This window comes from Limnomicrobium aquaticum (genome assembly GCF_040545545.1).
Lineage (GTDB): Bacteria > Pseudomonadota > Alphaproteobacteria > Rhizobiales > Rhizobiaceae > Ensifer_A > Ensifer_A aquaticum.
The window spans coordinates 174,955-199,336 of sequence record NZ_JBEPMB010000003.1; the positions used below are offsets into that span (position 1 = coordinate 174,955).

Genomic DNA, 24,382 nt, shown 5'->3' on the forward strand with positions numbered 1-24,382 from the left:
GGGCTCCTTACTTCATGCCCGTGGTCGCGATGCCACGGATGATGAGCTTCTGAAAGAGAATGAAGAAGATGATGACCGGCACCAGCGAGGTCACCGACATGGCGAACATCTGGCCGAAGGCGGATTCGCCCTGGCTGTCGACGAACAGCCGGAGCGCCAGCGGCACGGTGAAGGTCTTGATGTCGTTGAGGTAGATGAGCGGTCCGAGGAAGTCTTCCCACACCCAGATGAAGGAGAAGATGGCCGCCGTTGCCATCGCCGGAAGGGACAGCGGCAGGATGATCCGCCAGTAGATCTTGAAGGGCGAGCAGCCATCGATTTCCGCCGCCTCGTCCAGCTCGCGCGGCAATTGCCGGAAGAACTGGATCATCAGGAAGACGAAGAAGCCGTCCGAGGCGAGAAATTTCGGCACGATCAGCGGCAGATAGGTGTTCACCCAGCCGAGCTTCAGGAATTCCACATATTGGGGAATGAGGACCACATGATAGGGGATCATGAGGGTCAGCATCATCAGAGAGAAGAAGAAGCTCCGGCCGGTGAACCTCAGCCGCGCGAACGCATAGGCCGCAAACGAACAGGAGATGAGGTTGCCGATGACGGACAGAACCGTCACGATGGCCGAGTTGATGTAGAACACCGAAAACGAGATCGGCAGGCCGTTCCAGCCCTTGGTGTAATTGTCGAACTGGAAGGTCGAGGGCCAGAGCGAGAGCGAGGTGAAGATCTCGTTCTCCGGCTTGACCGACGCCGAGAGCAGCCAGAACAACGGATAAAGCATGACCAGCGATGCCGCGATCAGGAAGGCGTGCTTAAGCATTCTTCCGCGCCGGGCGCTTGCCTCGCGCTTCTGCCGCATGGCCGCCGCGCGTTCGGCGGCTTTGATCAGTTCAAGCTCCAATGCCGGGTCAGTCGCGTTCGTTTTCATAATGCACCCAGTATTTCGAAGAGAGGAAGGCAAGGCCGGTAAAGACGGCGATGATGATCAGCAGTACCCAGGCCAGCGCCGAGGCATAACCCATGCGGAAGAAGCTGAAGGCCTCGTTGAAGAGATAGACGGTGTAGAACAGCAGGCTGTCCGCCGGGGCCCCGTTGCCATGCGAAATGATGAAGACACTGGAAAATGTCTTGAAGGCATCGATCGTCTGCAGGACGAGGTTGAAGAAAATCACCGGGGCGAGCAATGGCAGCGTGATGCGGGTGAATTGCCGCCAGGGCGGCGTCCCGTCGATCTCCGCGGCCTCGTAAAGATCCCTCGGAATGGATCTGAGGCCGGCCAGAAAGATCAGCATCGGCGAGCCGAACTGCCACATGGCGAGAACGACCAGCGTGTAAAGCGAAGTATGCGGATCGGTGATCCACGACGGGCCGTCAATGCCGAAGAAGGATAGAACCTCGTTGACCGCGCCCTCTTTCGCAAAGAGCTGCCGCCAGAGAATGGCGATGGCGATGGACGAGCCGAGCAGCGACGGCAGATAGAAGATCGCCCGGTAGATGCCCATGGTGCGCAGCCCCTTGTCGAGCAGCATCGCAACGCCGAGCGCCATGATCAAACGGGCGGGGACGGCCAGCAAGACATAGTTGAAGGTCACGTCCAGCGCCTTCCAGAAGCGGCGGTCGCGGGTGAACATGTAAACGTAATTGTCCCATCCCACCCAGCGCGGCGCGCTGACCATGTCGTATTTGGTGAAGGACAGGTAGAGCGAGGCCAGAATAGGCCCCAGCGTCAGCAGGAAGAAGCCGATCAGCCACGGCAGCAGGAATGTGTAGCCCGGAGCATTGCGGGTGATGAAGCGTTTCATGATGCGGCCTCTTTCTCAAACGTCCGGACCACGAACCGGAAAGGGTTCGGGGTCCGGCGCTATGCCAATCAGCGTGCGCGGTCGACGATGTCCTGCGCATCCTGGATGAAGCGGCCAGCCGCTTCTGCCGGCTTGATATTGCCGAGAACGACTTCGGACGCGCTGCGCGTGAAGAGTTCGTAGACTTCGCCGGCACCCTTGGGCTCGGGAAGCGGCAACTTGCCGACGCGATCCTGGATCGCATCGAAGAAGGCGACGGCATCCTTTTCCGTGTCGCTGAGCGAGGGCTTCAGCGCCGCGCGGACCTTGGGCGAGCAGGGAATGCCGCGTTCGAGACCGAGAACCTTGGTCGATTCCGGATCGTTGACCCAATCGTTCATGTAGGCGATTGCCGCATCGACATCCTTGGCGTCGCGTGTCAGCGACATGAACATCGAGGGCTTGATGAACTGACCGTAGGCCCCGCCCTTCTTGTGCGGGAACATGGCAGCACCCACCTTGTCCTTCATGAGCGCCTGGATGCCGACCATCTGGTTCGACCAGAATTGCGAGATCGCCGTGCCGCCCGTTACGATGCCGGTTTCGCCGAGTGGCGGGTTGATAACGACCGTCTTATCCTTGCCGGCCACGACGCCCGCCTTGCGCATTTCGGCCCAGTATTCCCAGAAGCCGGCAATGTCTTCCGCCGTTGCGGTGACCTTGCCATCGGCATCATAGAATTCGCGGCCGTTCTGGCGAACCCAGACCTGCATGATGTCGACGGAGGTCGAGAGATCGTCCGAACCCTTCATCTTGCCGCCGGTGAAAGAGGTGATCTTTTCGCAGATCGCCGGGAAGTCCTCGCGCGTCCAGTTGATCACATCCGCCTTGATGCCGGCATCGGCGAAGACCTTGGTGTTGTAGACAAGGACCTGGCTGTTGGAGCCGATGTTCAGGCCGTAGAGCTTGCCATCGACCACACCGCCGGAGAGTGGGCCGGGATCGAAATCGCCGACCATGAGCGACTTGCCGACATACTCGTCGAGCGGCTTCAGCGCGCCGCGACGGACATATTCGAACAGGTAGCGATAATCCATCTGGATCAGATCGGCCATGTTGCCGCCGGCGGTCTGCGTCGCCATCTTCGTCCAGTAGTCCTTCCAGCCGATGGTTTCGCCCGAAACCTTGATGCCGGCATGGTGCTTCTGGAACAGGTCGATGACGGCAAAGGTCCGCTTGTCGCGCTCGGGATTGCCCCACCAGTAATGGCGGATCGTCCGGTCGGCGGCCAGACCGGGAACGGACGACAGGGCCGATGCGGCAGCCGTGGCGCCGATTGTGCCCAGAAGGGTTCTTCTCGTAATTTTCATGATGCACTCCTCCTTATGATGACAGGCGGACTATCCCCAGCGGACCCGCCCCTTCTCCTCATTTGTCGGACAAGCGGCTCCTCGAAACCCGCTTCGCCCCGTATTCTTCTCGCCCTGTTACCCTGCAGCGCACATCTGCGGCGCGGTCTCGCCTTCCAGTTCCGACAGGGTCTGAACGAGCATGAGCATGACGAGCGCCTGTCCGTAAGGCGCCGGCACGTTCGGGATCTTTCGGTAGAAATCGAGATCGTGGCCCATCGGCGTGCCATCGGACACCTCAAGCACGATCCCGTCCTCGGATATCCGCTTGACCACAGCCTCATAGGCCCTGTCGGCCACACGGCGGAAATGCTGCGGCAGAAGTCCAAGCTCAACCGCGCGGCAAATCCCGTAGGAAAAACCCGCCGTGGCGGAGCTTTCCTGCGGCGAATCCGGATCGTTGAGCAGCGTACAGAACATGCCATCGGCCTTTTGCAGCTTGGCCAGCGCCGTCACCTGCGCAGCTAGCACCGACGTCAGATAGCGGGCCACGAAAGGCGGAATGTCTTCGCCGACAAGGCCGAACAGTTCGGGGATCGCGACCGTGACCCAGCTATTGCCCCGCGCCCAGAAAGCCTTGGCGAAATTATGCCGGCCATTGAAGTTCCAGCCGTGATACCAGAGGCCCGTCACCGGATCTGCGAGATAGCGCGCGTGAACGAGGAACTGGTGAATGGCCTCGTCGATCCAGTCCTTGCGGCCAAAGCGCTTGCCGGCCTTTGCGAGGAACAGGCAGGTCATGAAGAGCGTGTCATCCCACAGCTCCCCGTCATTTGCCCGCTCCTTGACGACATGTTGGAAGCCGCCATCCTCGGTCCGGGCAAGCCCGGTCATCAGCCAGTCGGCCCAGTCCTGAACGAGTGCATCCCAGTCCGGCCGTTCGACGTGATCGATGAGGAAGGCAAGGGGCAGCATGGGCGAGCTGGAATTCACCTGACGCGGCGGAAGACCGCGGCCGATCTGCCAGTCATACCAGGCGGCGATCGAGCCGATGAGCGCCTTGTTATCCGAGGCTTCGGCATGGCGCATCAGGCCATAGAGACCGACGCCGACCTCCCAGTCCCATTCATCGAACTGGATCGTGATCGTGTCGCCGACAAGCGGCGCAGTCTCGTTCATGCCCTTGAGCCGCGCCAGACCTGTCGCAACGCTGGAAAGAAGATGGGAGACGGATTCGATAGACTTCATGTGAGCGACCTGATGGCAATGTGTTTCGCGACAACGGGATGAGTAACGCGGTCGGTACCCGCGCGCCGGCTATTCCGCCAAAGCCTTTGATGATGAGTTCGGATGAAGCGCCCGCTCATTGTCCGGCACCTCTCGCAAGCCGCAGGGAGCGGATTTCGAAGGGTGCGAAATCGAGCGGCATCTCGCCGCCGGTCATCATGACCGGCCGGGCCTCCCGCTCGAGAAGATCGACCTCGGAGGCCTCGATCACATGCGCCGGCAGAACAAGCCTGACGCTCGTGCGGCGACCATGGGTCTCCCAAAGACGGATGATCAGATCGTCGTTGCTCTCAGCCTTCTTGATGCTTTCAATTGCAACGCCGCTGCCTTCCAGGCCCAAAAGCGAGGCCGCCTTTTGAACCAAGCCTTCTCCGCTGCCCCTATGAAGACGCAAGGGTGCGTTGAACCTCTCGGCCACCGCGGGCACGCCTTCGCCGGCAAAGAGCCCGTGATGCACATGGATCGCATAGCGGAACCGATGTTCGCCCTGATCGGCCTGCGGCCAGGGATAGGTTGGCGAACGCAGCAGTGTCAGGCGCAAGACACCGTCCTTTGCGTCATAGCCATATTTGCAGTCATTGATCAGCGCGACGCCGAAGTCCCGCTCCGACATGTCCACCCAGCGATGCATGACGGTCTCGAAACGGGCCTGATCCCATGACGTATTGCGATGCGTCGGGCGGCGCACATGACCGAACTGAATTTCCGCCGTCGTCTCGCTGGTAAAGACATTCACGGGGAAGGCCGCTTTCACCAGAGTGTGGCTCTCGTGCCAGTCGATGAAGGTATCGATCTCGATGGTTGCGGCACCGGCTTCCAGGGAGATGACCTGCACGAGCGTCGATGTTTCGTAGCGCCAGACGAACCGCAGGGCGGCCCGGTAGGGTCCTGTTTCGACAACCTCGGCGGATTGCAGATCATCGATCTCCCAGCTCTGGTCCTCGAAGCTCTCATCGATATCCCATGCATCGTATTGCGCCGGCATGTCGCGGAAGGCGACGAGGCGGTTTGCGAGCTGACCGGGCGTCACGGCCTCGCGGCCGTTCCTCTTGTCGAGGATCGAGCGGATGCGGCCCTTCGCGTCGAAGGTGACGGAGAGACACTCGTTTTCGAGCGTCGTAACGGAGACCTTCAGACCCCCGGTTCCTTCCGCCACCGGACCCGCCGAAACTTCGCCGACCAGAATACCAAGCGCCGGGACATCGCGCACAGGGCCGGCCTGCTGCCGGCTGCCATCGGCGCGGATGACGGTCTGCGTCGGCACAGCCTTTCCGTCAAAGGTGAGCTGCAGCGGCTCTTCGCTCTCGATGGTCGCCAGGCCGGCGCGCGGGCGTCCGGCCGGATTGGGCACCAGACATTCACCGCCACCGGCAAAGGTAGATACGAGTTCGCCGCGCAGCTGATCGGCGATTGCGACGAATTCCGCATAGTCACGATCGCTGTCCTCGAAGACCGCGCCAATGGACGAGCCCGGCAGGATATCGTGGAACTGGTTGAGCAGAACGATGCGCCAGAGCCTGTGCAAGATTTGCGAAGGATAGGTCTTCCCGTGCTCGACCATGGCCAGCGTCGCCAGCGCCTCAAGCTCCCGCAGCGTCTGTTCCGCGAAACGGTTGTTGCGCTTGTTCTTGGAGACCGAGGTCAGCGTGCCGCGATGAAACTCGAGATAAAGTTCGCCGTCCCAGGTCGGGAAGGCATCCGGTTTGTCAGTCATGCGCTGGTGCAGCCGCTCGAAGAAGGGCCGCATCCGGTCGTGCACGACCGCCGGGCAGCCGGGGATGCCCTTTTCCATCCGGCGGATGTTCTCCAGCATCTCGCGGGTCGGCCCGCCGCCGCCATCGCCGTGGCCATAGACGACGAGCAGTTCCCTGTTCAGCGCCTGCTGCCCGTGGCGCTTCCAGGCGCCCATGACATGCGTCGGCTTGAGGTCCGGGCAATAGGTCGTGTTGATGCCGGTCGAGGTGTAGGGCTGGGTGGTGAGGAAATAGGTCCCCACCTTCGTGCCGTCGACGCCCTTCCACCAGAAGGTCTCGAACGGCATGCGATTGGTGTCGTTCCAGCTCATCTTGTGGGTGACGAACGTGTCGAGACCGGAAAGCTTCATCAGCTGCGGGAGTGCCGGCGAATAGCCGAACGTGTCGGGCAGCCACAGGATGCGCGGGCGAACGCCGAACTTTTCCTCGTGATAGGCGACGCCGTGCAGGATGTGGCGAACGAAGGACTCGCCGCTGGTGATGTTGGCATCCGGCTCCAGCCACAGCGCGCCCTCGATCTCGAAGGCGCCTTCCCTCACCTTGGCGCGCACGCGCTCGAACAGTTCCGGATAGTCCTGCTCCAGATAATCGAGCAGGACGCCCTGATTGAACATGAAGCGATAGTCCGGATACTGGTCCATCAGATTGAGTGCGGTGGCGATCGACCGCGCCGTCTTCTGCCGCGTCTCCCGCACCCGCCAGAGCCAGGCAACATCGATATGGGTGTAGCCGGTCAGCGTGATCACCGGCTTTTCGGAAAAGTCGGACGCGCCGTAGATCGTTTCCGCGATGGCCTCGGCTTCGCGCAGCGACGCCTCAAAGCGCTGCGCATCGCCCGGCCGGAAATCGATGACCGCGAGCGCTTCGTCGATGCGGTTCAGGATGAAGGTGCGGCGCGGATCGTCTTCGGCGAGCAGCCGGGCGACATCCAGCGGCGCGCGCAGGTCATAATAGACCTTCTCGGCCAGTGGATCATGGATCATCAGGCGACACGCAAAGCCGAGCTGTCGGCGATCCTCGATCGTGCCGACTTCAATCAGAACCCGGTGGCGCGCGCCGGCAACCGCCTTTTCGATCAGCAGCACTTCGCGGTGGTTGCCGTCGCCCCCTTGCGCGATCCTGCCGTCGATCCGGGTCAGCAATTGCGGATCGGAACGCCCCATGACGCTGCCGAACTGTGCTTCCATCTTGAGGAAGAGGCGCTTGTCATGAGCATCGGCCGGCACATCCACGGTACCCGAAAACCAGAAATAGCCATCCGGCTCGCCCCAGACGAGATCGGGACCTGCGTCGATCCAGCCATCGCCGCCATGAGCGACGCCGGCAACGACCTGCGCCCGCTCGCGGTCCTCCGCACGGCGGAACGCCAGCGGAACCATTGCGTCGAGCGGCACGAACACGCGCTCACGCAATTCTGCCAGCAGACGATCGAATTTCTGGATACGGCGCATTCATCCTCCCAAAGCCATCGCGAGATGACCCTTCAAACGCGCTCAAAGTTATTGAAATTTTTTCATTAAGCTCGCGTTCTGAGGTGAGAATATGCCCTGACTTGGCAGAGCGCAAGACAACTTCTGAGATGAATGCAAAAAATCTTCCGATCACAAAAGTCGGATTTCATGAAAATATTTTTCTCGCTTTACCCTCTCGCAACGCGCTCCGAAGGCGAACCCACACTGGCGCGGACGATCAGGCTGCATCCGAGTTCCAGGCGTTGCGCAGCACGCTCGGAATCTCTTGCCACGATGTTCTGCTCGAGAAGAGCGAGTGCTGCCGGCCCCATCTGCGGGATCGGCACGCGCATCGTGGTGAGCGGCGGATTGAGCAGCTCTCCCAGCGTCACACCGTCGAAACCCATGACCGAAACATCGCCGGGTACGGAAAGACCAGCGGAGGAGAGCGCCCGCAGGGCGCCCACTGCCAGATTGTCGGCCGCACAGAAAAGCGCGGTGACACCGTTCATGCCGCCATGCTCGGCGATCCATTTCGTCACGGCCTCTTCGCCATAGGACGGCTCGTAACCTCCGGCGCGCAGAATGCAGGCGTCATCGATTGGCAGGCCGTTGCCTGCCAGCGCGTCAAGAAACCCCTCCTGCCGGCGGCGCACGGTCGTCCGGTCACCCCAGGTCAGATGCATGATCCTGCGATGCCCCTGAGAAATCAGGAAGTTGGTGGCGGCCCTTGCGGCAAAGCGATTGCTCGGCACGACGCTGTCGATGCACATATCCTGGTCTTCGCCATTCATGAGAACGGCCGGAACCCCTGACTGCCGGATGCCGTTCAGCAGTTCGTAACGATCCTGCGCGACGATGATGATGCCGTCCGCGCCGGCGTCCTGCGCAGCGCTGACGATCGGGCGGTGTTCCAGCGGCCCCTCGGGAGAATAGGGCACCAGCTTGACGCCCAGCCGCTCGCATTCACGGGCCAATCCGCTCAGCATGGTCCAGGAAAACAGGTTGATTTCGTTGTGCGGCAGCTGGTCCTTGTGAACGGCGAGAAGCACCGTGCCCAGCGCCGCAATCGTCGCCTTCGCCTTGCGTTCCGCGAGATAACCCAACCGCTGCGCGACCGCGAGAACCTTCATGCGGACCTCGTTGGAGATCGGCGCAGTCCCGTTCAGCGCATGGGACACGGTCGAGAGCGCCACGCCTGCCTCGCGCGCCACATCCTTGATTCCAATCTTTCCCGATCCCGCCATGTGTCCCCGCAGTCTTGCCGATGTTTCCGGTCCTCTATGAAAATAATTTCGCATGATCGTGAAAAAATTTCAAGTTCAATAAGACGGCATGGAATTGCGATTTCATGCAATTTTGGCGTTGCCGAGATGTGTTGCTCGCGCTAACGATGACGGCCAAAGACGACGGGAGCGATGCGTCTTTTTCATAAAAATATTTTCTGTCTAGGGTGGTCGACATGGATATGTCTGTTGAAGCGGCGTCAGAGGATGCAACGGAGAGGCTGCAGCGCCTGATCGACGACATTTCCGCAGCCGGGGGTGGGCGACTGGCACTGCAGCGCGGCGAACATGTCTGCGGCGGCATCAGATTACGAACCGGCGTGGAGCTTCACTTGAGCGAAGGTGCTATCCTGAAGCCGATCCCCGATTACGAACGCTATGCCCATACGCGCGTCGAGAGCGTCGCCGAGGAGAGCGATCGCGCCATGATCGTCGCGGTCAACGAAACCGGAATCCGCATCACGGGTCCGGGAATGATCGATGCGGGCGGCAGCGCCTTCATCGCCGGCGACCTGCCGGAGATGGGAACATGGATGCCGAACCGTTTGCGTCCCCGCGTTCTCGTCCTCGACCGTTGCCGTGATATTGTCCTGTCGGGCTTCACGGTGATCAATTCACCGATGTGGACGCTGCATGCCATCGACTGCGAAGCCATCGTCGTGCGCGAGGTCGCCGTCGATAACGATCGGCGCATGCCGAATACGGACGGTTTCGTTGTCGACGCATGCCGCAACGTGCTGGTTGAAAACTCCAGCTTCCGCACCGCCGACGACGGGATCGTGCTGAAGACGACCGCGAGGCCCGACGGCACCGCCGCCGGCGTCTGCCGCAATATCCGCATTCTCGGTTGCACCGTGGAAAGCCAGTCCTGCGCCATCAAGATCGGCACCGAAAGCCATGGCGATGTGACGGACGTGGCGGCGGATCGCTGCGTGATCGAAAGGTCCAATCGGGGGCTCGGCATCTTCTCGCGCGATGGCGGCGCCATCTCCAGCATACGCTTCTCGAATATCGTGCTGGACTGCGCGGAAACCCGCGACGGTTTCTGGGGCTCCGGCGAGGCGCTGACTGTCAATGTTGTCGATCGCAAGCCCGACGTGAAGCCGGCAGGCGGCGTCACGGATCTCGTCGTCGAGAACGTCACCGGCACGATGGAGGGAGCGATCAATCTCTTTGCCGAACGGCCCGGAGCCATCAAAAACGTGAGGCTGAGCAATATCGCGATCAAGCAGCGCAAGGGCGCCCTTGGCACTGCAGAATGCTTCGACCTGCGCCCCGGCGTTGCCGATCTCATGCCGGCCGCCGAAGCGGAAGGCAGGGCCAATGCCTGGGTCAAGGACGCCAACGGCAAGGTCGTCGGCCTTATCCCCTATCCCGGCGGCCTGCCGGGTCTTTTTGCCAGCAACATTGCCGGGTTGACGTTGGAAAACGTGTCCTTCTCCCGCCCCGTCCCGCTTCCCAACGGCTGGAACCGCGAAGATATCGTCATCTCGAACTGAGACCGGAGCGGGCTCAAATCAACCGGGCACCACGACGGTAAACTCCGCACCACCCTCCGGGCGGTTTGCGACCTCGATCCGCCCACCATGATCCTCAACAATGGTGAAGCTGATCCAGAGGCCTAATCCGGTTCCTTCGCCGATCTGCTTCGTTGTGAAGAAGGGCTCGAAAATCTTGCCGAGATTTTCGACCGCAATACCGGGCCCATTATCGCGGATGGAAACTTCCGCCCCGGCTTTTCCCTTCCGGAGCGCAATTTCGACCAGCGGATTGGTGCGACCGGACACGGCATCCAGCGCATTGTCGATCAGGTTGACGAAGACCTGGTGCAGTTGCCCTTCGTCGGCATTGGGCAGCGTAACCGGCACCGTATCGAAAACGATCTGCGCCGAGGCATTCTTGGCTTTCGCCGCAAGCTGCACCGAATTGCGCAAGAGCCGCTCGAGATCGACAGGCTGTCGCTCGCCGGCGCGGGTGAAGGACAGGCGGCGCAGGTTCTTGACGATATCGCTGACTCGGCTCGCGCCTTCGATCGTGCCGTCCAGCAGCGGATCGATATCAGCGAGAATGGCGTCGATCTTCAGTTCCCGACGGAGCTTCTCCGCCTCGTCCTCCGCCGCGCCGCCATGTAGCGCATCGAGATATCGCACAAGGCTCTTCCGGTAGCGGTCGAGCGTGTAGATATTGGCATAGACGAAGCTGATCGGGTTGTTGAGTTCGTGGGCGACGCCGGCGACGAGGCGGCCGAGGCTGGCCATCTTCTCCTGCTCGATCAGCCGCCGCTGCGCCGTCTGCAATTCGCGATGCGCCTCGTGCAGCGCCTGATAGGCGCGGCGCAGCTCGCTGATCGGGCGGCCGGTCAGCACCGCGCCGAATTGACGGGACGACCCGTCGGCGAGCTTGGTTGAGCGCAGCGCCAGACATTCCTCGCTGCCATCGGGGCGCAGGAAACAGATATCGGCCTCGACGACACGCCCGCCCTGCCCTGCGCCGACGATCCGCCGCGCCTCCGGCTGGTCGTCGGGTTTTACATAATCGAAAACGCTGGAGCCGATGACCGCGCCTTCGGTCCGGCCCACCAGATTGAGAAAGGCCGGGTTCACCTTCTTGATGGTACCGCTGCTGGAGCAGACGATGAGGATATCCGACACCGAGGCGAAGACGCTGGAAATGAAGGATTGCGCCTCTTCGAGATCGGCATTCTTCCGCTCGAGATCGGCCTCGTTACGCAAGAGTTCGGCATAGACCTCGTCCATGCGGTGGATGACATCCACCCAGAGCGATTCCCCCGCATCATCCAGCGACGGGATTGCGGGCACGCTGACCTTGCTGATCAGCGCCATATCCTCGGGATGTCCTTCAATCAGTCTCGTCATCCGTGTCGCGCCGCAGATCGTATCGGTCCATCTTGGCCCTCAGTCCGACACGAGACAAGCCCAATTCGTCCGCGGTGCGGCTGATATTCCCGGCGTGACGGGCAAGGCTGGCCTCGATCGCGGCCTTCTCGACCACCGCAACGATGTCCTTCAACTGCTGAGCGCCTTGCGCCATCTCGTTCGAGGGTCCGGCAGCCACGCCATTGCGGATTTCCGGCGACAGCAGCCGGTCCGGCAGCGGTTCGTTGCCCGGCGAGAGAACAACCATCCGCTGGATTTCGTTGTGCAACTCGCGCACATTGCCGGGCCAGGCATAGGCCGACATCAGTTCCAGCGTGCGCGGATGAAACCCTGAGATTTCGCGCCCAAACGCCTGGTTGATCTGCGTCAGCGTATGACCGGCAATCGCCATGATGTCGCCGGCGCGATCCTTCAGTGCCGGCATGTGAATGGGGAAAGCGGCAACACGGTAATAGAGGTCGCGGCGGAAGCGACCGGCGGCCACCTCGGCCAGAAGATCCCGGTTCGTGGCAGCAATCACCCGGACATTGACCTTGCGGGTGCGCTGCGCGCCGAGCGGCCGGATTTCGCCCTCCTGAAGCACGCGGAGCAGCTTCACCTGAAAGGCCGGCGAGGTCTCGCCGATTTCATCGAGAAAGATCGTGCCGCTATCGGCGAGTTCGAACAGACCAATTCTATCTTGGTAGGCGCCGGTGAACGCACCCTTCTTGCAGCCGAAAAGCTCGCTTTCGAGAAGATCGTCCGGCAGCGCGCCGCAATTTTCGATGACGAAGGGCTTGTCGGCGCGGGCCGACTGATGGTGGATCGCTCGAGCCAGCAACTCCTTGCCCGTGCCCGAGGCCCCGGTGATCAGCACCGAGACGTCGTAGTCTGCGGCGCGTTTCGCCAACGAAATTGCCTCGGCGACCGGGCTTCCATCGACATGAATGAGACGGTCGAAGCCGTATTTGCTGCGCTCCACGCGCCGCTTGTCGGACACGGCCTTCTGCAGCAGATCGCTCTGCGGCTTCGCCTCGACGCTGACCTCGCCCGCCTGATGCTGGAGCCGCCAGAGATCCGCGCATTCGCGCATGCAGGCAACCAGTTCGTCCGGGTTCCATGGCTTGGTGATGTAGCGATAGATGCCGGCCTTGTTGACGCCGTCGATGATATCGTCGCTGTCTGTATAGCCGGAAATGATCAGGCGGATCGTTTCCGGCCAGCGCTCGCGGGCACGCTTGAGGAAGGTGACACCGGATTCGCCGGGCATGCGCTGGTCGCAGAGGAGGATCTGCACCAGTTCGCCCTCCAGCACGGCCTCGGCCTCGGCGGCATTCTTGGCGCATATGACCTCGAACTCATCCGACAGCACGCGCCGGATCGCTTCCAGCGACCGCGGCTCGTCGTCGACCACCAGAACGGTCGTGCTGGCATTGCTCACGTCAATCTGCCCCCTGCCGTCCCCGAAAGGACCGGCCTCATCCCCGAGGAAGAACCGTAGAAACTCTTGCCCCCACCGGCAAGCTCTTCCTTAAGCTGCTTTTTCCGCATCAGCAGATGCGCGGCAATTGCTCGCCCGAAAGCCAGTCGACAATGCGCCCGCCGCCGAAGGAGGTTTCCATCTGCACGAAGCAATGCGGGTCCTCGACCACATGGCCGATCAGCGCCGCCTCCTGCCCCAACGGATGCGCGAGCATGGCGGCGAGAACCGCGTCCGCCGCCTCCGGCGCGACAACGGCCACCAGCTTGCCTTCGTTGGCGACATTCAGTGGATCGAGGCCGAGAAACTCGCAGGCCGCCGCGACTTCCGGTTTCAGAGGAATTTTTTCCTCGTCAATTCGGAATCCAACCGAAGACTGGTGCGCGATCTCGTTGAGCGTCGCGGCAATGCCGCCGCGCGTCGGGTCGCGCATCAGCCGGATCGACGTGCCGCCCACGGCGACCATCGCCGCCGTCAGCGTGTGCAGGGCTGCGGAGTCGGAGAGAATATCGGTGTCGAATTCCAGGTTCTCTCGCTTCGACATGACGGCCACGCCATGATCGCCGATGGAGCCCGAAACGATGACGCAATCGCCCGATCGCGCCGCATTCGAGCGCATGTCGATGCCCTCCGGCAGGATGCCGACGCCGGCCGTCGAGATGAAGACGCCATCGGCCTTGCCGCGCTCCACGACCTTCGTGTCGCCGGTGATGATCGGCACGCCCGCCTCGCGCGAGGCCGCGCCCATCGTGTCGGCGATCTTCGCAAGATCCGCGAGCGGAAAGCCTTCCTCGATGATGAAACTGGCTGAAAGATAGAGTGGCTTTGCCCCTGACATCGCGACATCGTTGATCGTGCCATGAACGGCCAGCGACCCGATATTGCCGCCGGGGAAGAAGAGCGGCGAGACGACATAGCCATCCGTCGTCATCACCATGCGCCCCGCCGGCACTGTAAAGGCCGACTGGTCGTTGCCGGCGCGCAGCCAGTCATTGTCGAAGGCAGTGTGGAAAATATCCTCGATCAATTGCCCCATGGCCCGCCCGCCCGCGCCATGCGAGAGATCGACGCGGCCGTTGCGGAGATCGAGTTTGCGCCTTGTCGGCTTCACGACGGCGATGTTCATGCCACGCTCCTCTCGATTTCCTTGGTCTTCGCGTGTTCGCGGAAGCGGCCATAGGTCCAGTGTGCAGCGCAGGCCCCTTCGGACGAGACCATGCAGGAGCCCATGGGCGTATCCGGCGTGCAGGCCGTGCCGAAAAGCTTGCAATCGGTCGGCCGCTTGACGCCGCGCAGGATCGCGCCGCAATCGCAGGCCGGATTGTCCTTCGACGCCGGCGTCACGAGGCCGAAGCGCTTCTCGGCATCATAGTGGCTATATTCCTCACGCAGGCGCAGCGCGCCCTGCGGCACGTCACCCAGCCCGCGCCATTCGAAACTCTCGCGCTGCTCGAAGAATTCCGCGACCTCGGCCTGCGCCTTGCGGTTTCCGCCGGGTTTGACGGCGCGGATATACTGGTTTTCGACCACATAGCGGCCCTCGTTGATCTGGCGCACCAGCATGAGGATCGCCTGGATGACATCGAGCGGTTCAAAGCCGGCGACGACGACAGGCTTGCGGAAGTTCTCGGCGAACTCGTCATAGGGTTCGGTGCCGATGACGGTGGAGACATGGGCCGGACCGATGAAGCCATCGACCTTGACCGTGCCAAGCTTGGCCACTTCCGGGCTTGCCAGAATGGTCTGGATCGCGGCCGGCGTCAGCACATGGTTGCAATAGATGGAGAAATTTTCGAGCCCCTTTTCGATGGCCGCGCGCAAGGCAAGCGCCGTCGGCGGCGTCGTCGTCTCGAAGCCGATGGCGAAGAAGACGACTTCGCGGTGGGGCTCTGCTTCGGCAATGCGCAGCGCATCCAGCGTCGAATAGACCATGCGGATATCGGCGCCCGCCGCCTTCGCCTTCAACAGGCTCGACCCATTGGAGCCGGGCACGCGCATCAGGTCGCCATAGGTGCAGAGCGTGACTTCCGGGCGCTGCGCGAGCGCAATCGCGGCATCCAGCCGGCCGATGGGCAGCACGCAGACGGGACAGCCGGGGCCGTGGATCATCCGCACATTGTCCGGCAGCAGGTCCTCCAGCCCATAGCGGGAAATGGCATGCGTGTGGCCGCCGCAGAATTCCATGAAATGGTAATTCACATCCGGGCGGACCTCCTCCGAAATCTGGCGGGCAATGTCCTTGGCCAGCCTGCCGTCGCGATATTCGTCGATATATTTCATGCCACCTCTCCCAATGCGGCTTCACGGATCAGTTCCAGCGTGCGCTCCGCCTCCTCCGGATCGATCTTGGCCAGCGCATAGCCGACATGCAGCACCAGATAGTCCCCCACCTGCACGTCATCGACGAGCGCGGTGGAGACGATCTTGGACACGCCATCCAGCGTCACCTTCGCCATATTGTCGGGCAGCACTTCCTTCACCTGGACGGGAATGGCTAGGCACATGTCTCGATCTCCTCCGAATGCAGTTTATGTTTTTCTATGACATGGCGGGCAAAGGCGACTTGTCCCAGCGCAATTCCGCCATCGTTTGCAGGTGCTGCGCGGGGCAGGAAAACGGTGAGGCCCTGAGCCTCAAGCCGGTTCACCAGCCCCTCGGCCAGCACGCGGTTCATGATGCAGCCGCCGGAAAGGACAACGCGCCCCTGATCCAGCGGGCTCCGCGTCGCTGCGATCCATTCGGCAAGCCCGGCAATCAGTGTCCCGTGAAAGAGGTTCGCGGATTCCGCTACCGTCACATGGTTTTCCGCAAGATGAATCAGCAGCGGCATGAAATCGAGCTGGCCGCCTGTAAGACTATAGCCATCCGCCAGCACCTCCGGCGCGGTCACCATCGCCTCGAATTCCATCGCCGCCTGTCCCTCGTAGTGCTGGACGAGACGCACGCCGGCAATCGCGGCAGCGGCATCGAAAAGGCGCCCCATGCTGGAGGTGAGCCCCACGCGCATGCCGAGGCCAAAGAGGGAAATGAGTTTTTCGGCCATCGGATGGCTGGCAAAAAGCGCGCGGGCGAGGTCTTCGCGACCTGCCTGATAGAGCGCGCCTATGCCCATACGCCACGGCTCGCGCGCCGCCTTGTCGCCACCGGCGAGCGGCAGCGGGCGCAGTCCACCTTTGTGGGTCCAGTCAGCACCGTCGAGATCGATCCGCTCGCCGCCCCAGATCGTGCCGCCCGGACCGTAGCCATGACCGTCGAGCGCCAACCCGGTGACGGGACCGGCGAGATGATGTTCGGCGACGACGGCGGCGATATGGGCGACATGGTGCTGAACGCGGATCAGCGGCAGGTCCAGCCCCTCGGCCAGCCGCACGGAGCGGAAATCGGGGTGGAGGTCGCAGGCGGCGTAGTCCGGCGTCACATCGAGGATGGAACAAAGATGCGCCACCGTCTCGCGCTGAAAACGGATGGCCTCTGCATTGTCGAGCCCGCCAATATGCTGCGACAGATACGCCTCCCGCCCACGCGTCACGCAGATCGTGTTCTTCAGGTCGCTGCCGAGCGCGATGACGGAGGGGCCGTCCGAGCCCAGATCGACCGGCTCCGGCACGTAGCCACGGGCGCGGCGCAGATAGGCAGGCGCTTGCGCCACGATCTGCATTACGCTGTCATCGGCGCGCACGACGATGTCGCGGTCATGCGTCACGATGAGATCGGCAATGCCGGACAGCCGGCGATGCGCATCTTCATTCGAGGCAACCAGCGGCTCGCCGCCGGGATTGGCGCTGGTGGCGACGAGGACAGGCACGTTGCTGCCCTCTTCCAGCGCTGCCAGCAGCAGATGATGCACGGGCGCATAGGCCAGCATAACGCCAACCCGTGTAAGACCGGGCGCGATGCCGTGCGGCAGGTTCCCCTGGCTCGCGGCCAGCACGACCGGGTGGGCAGGGCTTTCCAGCAGCGCCGTTTCCGCATCCGTAATTTCGGCAAAGCGGTGGGCGGCGGCCACGTCGCGGAGCATCACGGCAAACGGCTTTTCATCCCGCGCCTTGCGCCGACGCAACGTCGCGATGGCGTTCTCGTTTTCCGCATCGCAGAGGAGATGAAACCCGCCGATGCCCTTCAGCGCGATAATCTGGCCGGCACGGATCGCCTGAGCGATTTCGGCCACCGAATGGCTCAACTTCGGCCCGCAGGCGGGACAGGCGACCGGCTCGGCATGGAAGCGGCGGTTGAGCGGGTTTTCATAATCGGCGCGGCAGGCCGGGCACATCACAAAGCCCGCCATGGAGGTCTGCGCGCGATCATAGGGCAGACGCCGCGTGATCGTCAGGCGCGGGCCGCAATGGGTGCAATTGACGAAGGGATAATGAAAGAAGCGGCTTTCCGGGTCGAAAAGCTCGTCGAGACAGTCCCGGCAGGTCGCCGCATCCGCGCCGATGCGCGTGGCGCTCTTGCCGCCAACGCTTTCGCGGATTTCGAAACCGGTCAAACCGTTCGTGTCGATCTCGTGCGCTTCGATCGTATCGATCCGCGAGAGCGGCGGCGCATCGGTCTTGACCGCGCGGGCGAACGCATCGGCGCCGAAACCTTCGACCTCGATCAGCACGCCGGCATTGTCGTTCAGCACGAAACCGGAAAGCCCCATCTTCCGGGCCAGCGCGAAGGCGAAGGGCCGGAAGCCCACGCCTTGCACAACGCCCCGGACGCGTAGCCGGAAGCGGCGGATCGTCCGATCCCCGGCCATGGCGTCAACGATGGTGACCCGGTTCGCCATGCTTCACGCGACCTTTGCCGCAGTCGCCTGACGGGCAGCGGAGGCTTCGAGCCAGGCGTAAAGCGCTTCCATCCCCTCGCCGGTGCGGGCCGAGACGATGAAGGTTTGCAGCTTCGGGTTCACCCGCATGGCATTGGCGATGCAGAGCGACGTATTGAAATCGAGATGCGGCAGCAGGTCCGACTTGTTGAGCACCATGATATCGGCGGCGGCGAACATGTCGGGATATTTCAGCGGCTTGTCCTCGCCCTCGGTGACGGACAGCACCGCGACCTTGTGCGCCTCGCCCAGATCGAAGGCGGCGGGACAGACGAGATTGCCGACATTCTCGATGAACAGGACCGAATTCTCCGCCGGCTCCAGCGTTTCGATGGCATGGCCGACCATATGGGCGTCGAGATGACAGCCCTTGCCGGTATTGATCTGCACGGCGCGCGCGCCGGCCTCGCGAATGCGCTGCGCGTCGTTCGAGGTCTGCTGATCGCCCTCGATCACGGTAATGTCCATCCGCTCCTTCAATTCGCGGATCATGCGGGCGAGCAGCGTCGTCTTGCCCGAACCGGGGCTGGAAACGAAATTCAGCGCGAAAATGCCGCGCTTTGCCAGATGGGCGCGATTGGCGGCCGCCAGCCGATCGTTCTTGGAAAGAATGTCGCGCTCGACCTGGATGATCTTTTCCTGGCTCATGCCGGGAACATGAACGCCGGCAATGCCCTGGCCGTAATGCGACGCGCCATCCTCGTGATGCACATGGTCATGGCTCTCATGATGGTGGTCGTGGTCATGATCGTGCCCATGATGGTGAGGGTGATCATGACCGCCGTGCGAATGGGAATGGCTATGCCCATGACTGTGAGAATGGCCGTGTCCATGGTCATGCCCGTGGTCATGATCATGGTGGTGATGGCCATGCGCGTGGCCGGCCTCACCCTTTTTCGTTCCGTCGTCGATCACGGGATCGGTCCCGCATCCGCAAACCGTACACATCAGATTACCTCCAAATCCCTGATCTTCAATTCATCGCCCGCAGTCATCTGGACGCGCGAACGACCGCATTCGGGACAGGCCCCGAAACGCTCTTCCAAAGGCACTGTCTTCTCGCAATCGAGGCACCAGCCCTCGCCCGCGATGCGATTGATTTCCAGCGCGGCATCCTCCGCCAGACTGCCGCGCCGGATGGCGTCGTAGCAGAACATCAGCGCGTCCGGATCGACATGGCTCAAACGGCCGACATCAAGGCGGATCACGCGAATCCCCGTCGCGCCATGCTGCGCGGCGGTTTCGCAGGCGATCTCGACGACGCTTTCCATGAGCGACATTTCATGCATGGGCGATCTCCTTCACCGTGATGTCGAATGCGACGCAGGGGTCAAAGAGAGCAGCAAGCTTGGCAATGCGCAGGCGGGCCATGTCTCCCGCGCCTATTCTTGACGAAAGCAGCGTTTCGACGAAAGGCCCGGCGGGGTGAAAATTCCATTCGGTCGGCGCGAGAATGCGATATTGCGCAATACGGCCCTCGGCGTCGAGCCGGGCGGCATGATAAAGCCGACCCCGCGCGCATTCGACCGCGCCATAGCCATGGCCGCTCGCCACGCCGTCGCACATCAGTGCATCGAGTTCGACGGCGCGGCCATCGGTGATCGCGTCCAGTTGAGAGAGCGATGCCGAAAGGTCCGCAATCCGGGCGTTCAGACGGGCAGAGAGCGCCCTGCCCGCATCGCTCGCCTGCCGCTGGCGCATCCGGCCATGGGTCCCGGTTTCGATAACGCGGCCTGCAAGCGATGGACGCTGCGCGTAAGTCTCGGCTTTCACAAGAAGGCCGACCACCTCATCGTCGTCTCGGCCGTCCAGCGCTTCCACCGGGCGACGCGGGAAGATATCGTCGCGCGTAAGATCAAGCGCGATCGTCTCCAGAAGGCTCCCCTTCATCGGCTCCGCCCCCGCTGCCGGAACGCCAATAGCGCTGGCGGACTGGCGCAGGGCGTCGCGTGCATCGGCGAGCACGCGCGGGCTTTCCCATCCGCTTTCGGCCATGCCGATGATGGTGCGGGAGGCCTTCAGGGCTTCGCGTAGATGTTGACCGGCAGAAGCCTGCACCGTGGCTGTGAGCTTGCCCGGCCATTGCATGACCAGCGGACGCAGGGTCTCGAAAATGCGTTCCGCGAGCAGGCCGGCGGCGGCAAAGGTGCGGGCCTCTTCGCTGAGGGCTTCCCCAACTGCCTTGGCCAGCGCAAGACGCGACGCAGTCGCCTGCGCAAAGCCGCAGAGCGAGAAGATCTGGCCGGCGAGACGCGGCGCTTCTGATGGCGCGCGGCCTTCGAAGAGACGCGCCAGCGCTGGTGGGCGGACACTTTTGACCTCGACCGCGCAGATGGCATCGCGGGCGAGGCTGACGGAAATGGCGACGGAGCCTGCGGCAAGCGGCGTGTTCATGGTTCCACCGCCTCCGGTCTCGCCGCAAGCTTGCCGCGCAGCAGATCGCGCCGGCTCGGTCGCGCGGGCGGCGGTGGTGGCGGTGGCGGCGGCTCGAGCGCGCTCATGTCGAAGAAGGTGCGGATGATTTCGGCGGCGACCTCGGTTGCCTCCTCCATGCTGGCGAATTCGAAGACCGGCGAGAAGAGCGAGCAGGAATCGACGCGGCCGACGCCGTCCAGCTCTCCGACGATGAATTCCACCTCGCCCGCCGGCAGGTTGAGCCGGACACTCTTGCCCGCAGCGACCGGCTCGATTTCCGTTCCCGGCAGCGGTATCGCGATGAGGTTCATGAACCAGGGCGTCGTGACGACCCCCACGGCCCGCCCGCCCCAGGCGCGAAAGCCGGTGGCGGCGACGGTCAGCGCCGGATTGCAGATCGGCACGTCGGCCATCGCGGTTTCCGCGATGAACCGATAGCGCGCTTCAAGCGCCGCAGCGATGGTCGCCGTCCTGTCGTCCTGCATGCCATCCTGCATATCGGGCGCGGCCAACATCACGCGTTCTCCGCACCCAGCGCCATGAATTTCGACTGCAGCGCGTCACAATTCGGGCATCGCCAGTCCTCCGGCAGATCGGCAAATGGCGTGCCGGGCTCGATCTGCCAGACGGGGTCGCCTTCTGCCGGGTCATAGACATGCCAGCAGATGCCGCATTCCATCTTGCCGTCGACGCCGGCTTCTTCACGCTTGCCGAAATTCTCGAAGCCGCCGCTCATTTGAAATAGGCCTCCTCGATCTCGCGGATGCGCACGGCGCTGTCCTGGAAGTCTTCCTCCGCCGCAATCGCCACTGCCGGGATGGTGCAGATCTCCAGCGTGTCGAGAATGATCGTGTCCATGGCATTATAGAACTGCACGGACCAGACATTGCGCGCGCCCGTCGCCAGCACCCGGCAGGTGCCATAGCCGCGCGAGGTGAGCTGCACCGGGCCCGCGCCCAGCGTTTCCTGCAGGAAATCCATATCCTCCGGGCTCATGGGCAGAAGCGAAAAGGTGATCGTATGCGCCTCGTCGCCCGGCTTGTGCGTCGCCATCTTGCCCGAGATTTCGTGCAGGACCGGCATGACATTCATCGCGCCGGCGGGCGGCTGACCGTAAGCGAGCGCCGACGGAAGTACGCTGCAGGCCTCGGCGACAACGGCAGGGATCGAGGCAACCTCGACATAGTCGGCAACCAGCCGGTCGGCCGCATCGGTGAAGCGGATGCGCCAGACACCGGCCATCAGCGCTTCCTGGATCTGCGCGGTGATGCCGTTCGACAGCACCGCGACGCCCGAGACCTCGCCTTCGCCCAGCGTCTCGGTGATGAGCATGCGGTCATCTTCGGAATAGTCGGTGATGTCGTAGAGCTGGCCCGGCGCGCCCTCCTTCTGCCGCTCGAGCGCATCGGCGATCTTCGGCAGCAGAGCCGCCGTGTCGCGACAGCGCTGGATCATTTCTTCCGCCGTCGCCGTGGCCAGGAAGCTCAGCTTGCGCGCGGCAACCGGAACCTCGGTGCCGATCGGCATCACGGTCATTGCAGTGTCTTCACCCTCGGGGGCAACCCAGAAACCGGCCTTCATGCGTCGATCCTCACGCCACCATGTGTAATCTCGACCCGCTGCGGCGCGGGCGTCTTCATTGGCTCGGCGCCCGGCTCCAGCCAGTCGCCGATACTGTCCATATATTCCGACCAGTCGCGGACCTTGGGCAGGATGCCCATGATGTCGCTGCGGCGGGTGACGACGAGGCTCGGCATGATGACGACATGGAAGCGCGCCTTCAGCTTGTCCTCATGCCCGCGCCGCACCACGCCACCGCGCAGGCGACCCTGGAATGTCTGGAGAATTTCCGGGAGCACGACGGCAACGTCATTCGTTTCGCTGCGCTGCTTGGGATCGCCGGTGAAGAAGATGATCGTGTGATCCACCTCTTCGGCCGTGGGCGCCAGAAAGGCGTCGATATTGGTTTCGTCGAGAAGCGGCAAATTCATGCGCTCGCTGAGCGCACGGACAAGTGCAGACGGCATGGGCTTCCTCCCCTGAAGGCCAGTATTTTTCCTTGGAAAGGACTTTGCAAAGGCCGTGCCAGTTTGGAAGGAAGCTAAGATTACACTGAAATGTAAGGAGAATTTGCAGCGAATGAAATTTGCCTTCGATCAAGACTGGAAAGACGGTTTCCAGTCTTGAGAATTTGCTTTTCACATGTCGCGGAGATGCGCCGGCAGTTCGGGCTCGCGATTGATCAGGTCGGCAAAGAGCGCATCAAAATTTCGACCTTCCACGGCCTCGGACAGCCCCGTTAGCGCGTCGTCGATGGTGCGGGCTTCCGCCTCGTCGAGCACGCGGATGGCGGAGCCGAGATGCGTCAGAACCCATGTACCGACTGGCTGTTCGCCGACCAGCATCATCGAAAGCGTGTGGCTCTGGCCATGCCGTTCGCAGATGGCCTCGAAGGGGCCGGAGATGACGACCTGCATGGGGATGCCGATGCACATGGGTTCAGTCCTTGTCTCTGGAAATCCGGACGCCCGGCGGAAACATCCGCCGGGCGTTCACCTTGGGAGGTCAAGTCAGGAGAGGTGGGCGACGCTTTCTGCACGCCGCTCGTAACGTTCGAAATCGATATCGTTTTCGAGAAGCGGCGGCACGATCTCGCCGGGCGCACGCGCCTCGACGCCAATGCCCCATTCGCGCAGGAGATCAACGGCCACCGCCAGCGCCTGCGGGATCACCGCCCGCACGGGCTCCGTCACCGGCCCACCCCAATCTTCCAGATCGACCGGCTGGCAACCGATCAGCGCCAGCCGCTCCGGATAGCCGCCCATGAGATCGGCGGCGCTCAGGACTTCCTGGAACCCCGTCTGATGCAGGCTCATCTTCTTCGCGCCGGTGAATTTCGGCACCTCGTCGTCACGCACCAGTTTCAGCGTCCCGGGCACCAGCCCATAATCGATGGCGTCGAAGACGATCAGGTAATCGGCCTCTGTCACATAATGGACGAGATAGAGCCCCTGCGTGCCGCCATCGAGAATGGTGACGTTATCGGCCACCTTATAGGCCTGATGGAAGGCCTCGACGGCGCGTACGCCGAAGCCCTCGTCAGCCCAGAGGATATTTCCGATACCGAGAACGAGAACCTTTGGCTTCCACTCCGCCATCAGTCGTCCTCCTCGTCCTTGAAGAGGCGTTCGCCGGAGATCATCGACGAAATGATGCTCTGCCGGCTCATGATATCCTCGCGCACGGCAACATAGATATGGACCATGACGAAGGTGAGGATCACCCACATGCCGAGATGATGCAGGGTGTGCACATCCTGGCTGTTCGGGAAGATCGAGAAGACCCAGCCGAAGAGCTTGTATTCCCAGCTGTCGCGGCCGGTGCCCTCACTGTAGAGTGCAAAGCCCGTGATCACCATGAAGAAGAGCGGCAGCGTCACCATGAAGAACATGGTGAACTGGGCAAGCGGATTGTGTCCTACATATTTCTTCGGCTGGCGGGTTAGGAAAGTGTACCACTTCACCTCATGCAGCCATTCGCTCCAGAAGCGCCCGCTCCAGAAGGGCACGTAGAAGATCTGCCGCGCATGCTTGTTGCCGACAATCGCCCAGTAGACGCGCAGGATCAGAAAGATCGCCAGCACCTGCCCCGCCGCGAAATGCGTGAAGCGGATATAGCCCATGAGGAAGTTGGCGCTGGCCTCCCCCGGCTGGGCCGGAAGAGGCGAACCGATGAAATAGCCGGTCAGCGCCAGCGTGACGATGGCGAGCGCATTGACCCAATGCCAGATGCGCACCGGGGCTTCGTAGACATAGACGCTCTTGCGATCGATCGCCTTCTCGCCATGGGCGTCGGCGGCCTTGGTTTCGGAATATGACATCCCCCCATCCTCC

General features: G+C 62.4%; 23 protein-coding genes. 1 reads left to right on the plus strand and 22 read right to left on the minus strand.

The features are described from left to right. Positions 1–7: 7 nt before the first annotated feature. The 6 genes from ABID16_RS12530 to ABID16_RS12555 form a co-directional block, all read right to left on the minus strand. A complete protein-coding gene (locus ABID16_RS12530) occupies positions 8–856 on the minus strand; it encodes a carbohydrate ABC transporter permease (protein WP_354556879.1) in 849 nt (282 codons plus the stop codon). A gap of 49 nt (positions 857–905) precedes the next feature. Beyond that, complete coding sequence (locus ABID16_RS12535; protein WP_354556689.1) at positions 906–1,799, minus strand: carbohydrate ABC transporter permease; 894 nt, start codon at positions 1,797–1,799, stop codon at positions 906–908. A gap of 68 nt (positions 1,800–1,867) precedes the next feature. Beyond that, the gene (locus tag ABID16_RS12540) at positions 1,868–3,148 is read right to left on the minus strand and encodes an ABC transporter substrate-binding protein (RefSeq protein ID WP_354556690.1); all 1,281 of its coding nucleotides are present in this window, start codon (positions 3,146–3,148) and stop codon (positions 1,868–1,870) included. A gap of 117 nt (positions 3,149–3,265) precedes the next feature. Further along, entirely contained in the window at positions 3,266–4,375 is a 1,110-nt protein-coding gene (bglB, locus tag ABID16_RS12545) for a beta-galactosidase BglB (protein ID WP_354556691.1), read from the minus strand. Between the two features lie 115 nt (positions 4,376–4,490). Then, positions 4,491–7,619, minus strand: coding sequence for an alpha-mannosidase (locus ABID16_RS12550; RefSeq protein ID WP_354556692.1), 3,129 nt, complete (start codon positions 7,617–7,619; stop codon positions 4,491–4,493). 188 nt (positions 7,620–7,807) lie between these two features. Further along, positions 7,808–8,866 carry a LacI family DNA-binding transcriptional regulator gene (locus tag ABID16_RS12555; RefSeq protein WP_354556693.1) on the minus strand — a complete coding sequence of 353 codons (1,059 nt, stop codon included), beginning with the start codon at positions 8,864–8,866 and terminating at the stop codon, positions 7,808–7,810. 215 nt (positions 8,867–9,081) lie between these two features. Here ABID16_RS12555 and pglB point away from each other — a divergent pair, with 215 nt between their 5' ends. Next, positions 9,082–10,404: a polygalacturonase PglB gene (gene pglB / locus ABID16_RS12560; RefSeq protein ID WP_354556694.1), complete on the plus strand. Its 1,323-nt coding sequence runs from the start codon at positions 9,082–9,084 to the stop codon at positions 10,402–10,404. Positions 10,405–10,422: 18 nt separating this feature from the next. Here pglB and ABID16_RS12565 read toward each other — a convergent pair whose 3' ends face one another. The 16 genes from ABID16_RS12565 to cybH all read right to left on the minus strand — a co-directional run bounded on the left by ABID16_RS12565 (position 10,423) and on the right by cybH (position 24,369). Beyond that, the gene (locus ABID16_RS12565) at positions 10,423–11,781 is read right to left on the minus strand and encodes an ATP-binding protein (protein WP_354556695.1); all 1,359 of its coding nucleotides are present in this window, start codon (positions 11,779–11,781) and stop codon (positions 10,423–10,425) included. Continuing rightward, positions 11,765–13,228, minus strand: coding sequence for a sigma-54-dependent transcriptional regulator (locus tag ABID16_RS12570; RefSeq protein ID WP_435532418.1), 1,464 nt, complete (start codon positions 13,226–13,228; stop codon positions 11,765–11,767). Before ABID16_RS12570 ends, ABID16_RS12565 begins: the two co-directional genes overlap by 17 nt. A gap of 103 nt (positions 13,229–13,331) precedes the next feature. Then, positions 13,332–14,387 carry a hydrogenase expression/formation protein HypE gene (hypE, locus tag ABID16_RS12575; protein WP_354556697.1) on the minus strand — a complete coding sequence of 352 codons (1,056 nt, stop codon included), beginning with the start codon at positions 14,385–14,387 and terminating at the stop codon, positions 13,332–13,334. Continuing rightward, positions 14,384–15,541, minus strand: coding sequence for a hydrogenase formation protein HypD (hypD, locus tag ABID16_RS12580; RefSeq protein WP_354556698.1), 1,158 nt, complete (start codon positions 15,539–15,541; stop codon positions 14,384–14,386). The genes hypE and hypD overlap by 4 nt, the downstream gene beginning before the upstream one ends. Next, the gene (locus tag ABID16_RS12585) at positions 15,538–15,765 is read right to left on the minus strand and encodes a HypC/HybG/HupF family hydrogenase formation chaperone (RefSeq protein ID WP_109854796.1); all 228 of its coding nucleotides are present in this window, start codon (positions 15,763–15,765) and stop codon (positions 15,538–15,540) included. Before ABID16_RS12585 ends, hypD begins: the two co-directional genes overlap by 4 nt. Further along, complete coding sequence (hypF, locus tag ABID16_RS12590) at positions 15,756–18,035, minus strand: carbamoyltransferase HypF (RefSeq protein ID WP_354556699.1); 2,280 nt, start codon at positions 18,033–18,035, stop codon at positions 15,756–15,758. The genes ABID16_RS12585 and hypF overlap by 10 nt, the downstream gene beginning before the upstream one ends. A gap of 3 nt (positions 18,036–18,038) precedes the next feature. Beyond that, positions 18,039–19,022 carry a hydrogenase nickel incorporation protein HypB gene (gene hypB / locus ABID16_RS12595; protein WP_354556700.1) on the minus strand — a complete coding sequence of 328 codons (984 nt, stop codon included), beginning with the start codon at positions 19,020–19,022 and terminating at the stop codon, positions 18,039–18,041. Beyond that, positions 19,022–19,363: a hydrogenase maturation nickel metallochaperone HypA gene (gene hypA / locus ABID16_RS12600; RefSeq protein ID WP_354556701.1), complete on the minus strand. Its 342-nt coding sequence runs from the start codon at positions 19,361–19,363 to the stop codon at positions 19,022–19,024. Before hypA ends, hypB begins: the two co-directional genes overlap by 1 nt. Then, on the minus strand, positions 19,356–20,468 hold the full coding sequence (locus ABID16_RS12605) for a nickel-dependent hydrogenase large subunit (RefSeq protein ID WP_354556702.1): 1,113 nt from the start codon (positions 20,466–20,468) through the stop codon (positions 19,356–19,358). The genes hypA and ABID16_RS12605 overlap by 8 nt, the downstream gene beginning before the upstream one ends. Then, the gene (gene hybE / locus ABID16_RS12610; RefSeq protein ID WP_354556703.1) at positions 20,465–21,004 is read right to left on the minus strand and encodes a [NiFe]-hydrogenase assembly chaperone HybE; all 540 of its coding nucleotides are present in this window, start codon (positions 21,002–21,004) and stop codon (positions 20,465–20,467) included. Before hybE ends, ABID16_RS12605 begins: the two co-directional genes overlap by 4 nt. Beyond that, a complete protein-coding gene (locus ABID16_RS12615) occupies positions 21,004–21,225 on the minus strand; it encodes a rubredoxin (RefSeq protein ID WP_354556704.1) in 222 nt (73 codons plus the stop codon). Before ABID16_RS12615 ends, hybE begins: the two co-directional genes overlap by 1 nt. Next, positions 21,222–22,070 carry a hydrogenase expression/formation protein gene (locus ABID16_RS12620; protein WP_354556705.1) on the minus strand — a complete coding sequence of 283 codons (849 nt, stop codon included), beginning with the start codon at positions 22,068–22,070 and terminating at the stop codon, positions 21,222–21,224. Before ABID16_RS12620 ends, ABID16_RS12615 begins: the two co-directional genes overlap by 4 nt. Next, complete coding sequence (locus tag ABID16_RS12625; RefSeq protein ID WP_112693880.1) at positions 22,067–22,516, minus strand: thioredoxin domain-containing protein; 450 nt, start codon at positions 22,514–22,516, stop codon at positions 22,067–22,069. Before ABID16_RS12625 ends, ABID16_RS12620 begins: the two co-directional genes overlap by 4 nt. Before the next feature lie 171 nt (positions 22,517–22,687). Further along, positions 22,688–22,984: a HypC/HybG/HupF family hydrogenase formation chaperone gene (locus tag ABID16_RS12630; protein ID WP_354556706.1), complete on the minus strand. Its 297-nt coding sequence runs from the start codon at positions 22,982–22,984 to the stop codon at positions 22,688–22,690. A 75-nt stretch (positions 22,985–23,059) separates the two neighbouring features. Then, positions 23,060–23,647, minus strand: a complete 588-nt coding sequence (locus tag ABID16_RS12635) for a HyaD/HybD family hydrogenase maturation endopeptidase (protein ID WP_354556707.1) — start codon at positions 23,645–23,647, stop codon at positions 23,060–23,062. Continuing rightward, positions 23,647–24,369, minus strand: a complete 723-nt coding sequence (gene cybH, locus ABID16_RS12640; RefSeq protein WP_354556708.1) for a Ni/Fe-hydrogenase, b-type cytochrome subunit — start codon at positions 24,367–24,369, stop codon at positions 23,647–23,649. Before cybH ends, ABID16_RS12635 begins: the two co-directional genes overlap by 1 nt. Positions 24,370–24,382: the final 13 nt, after the last annotated feature.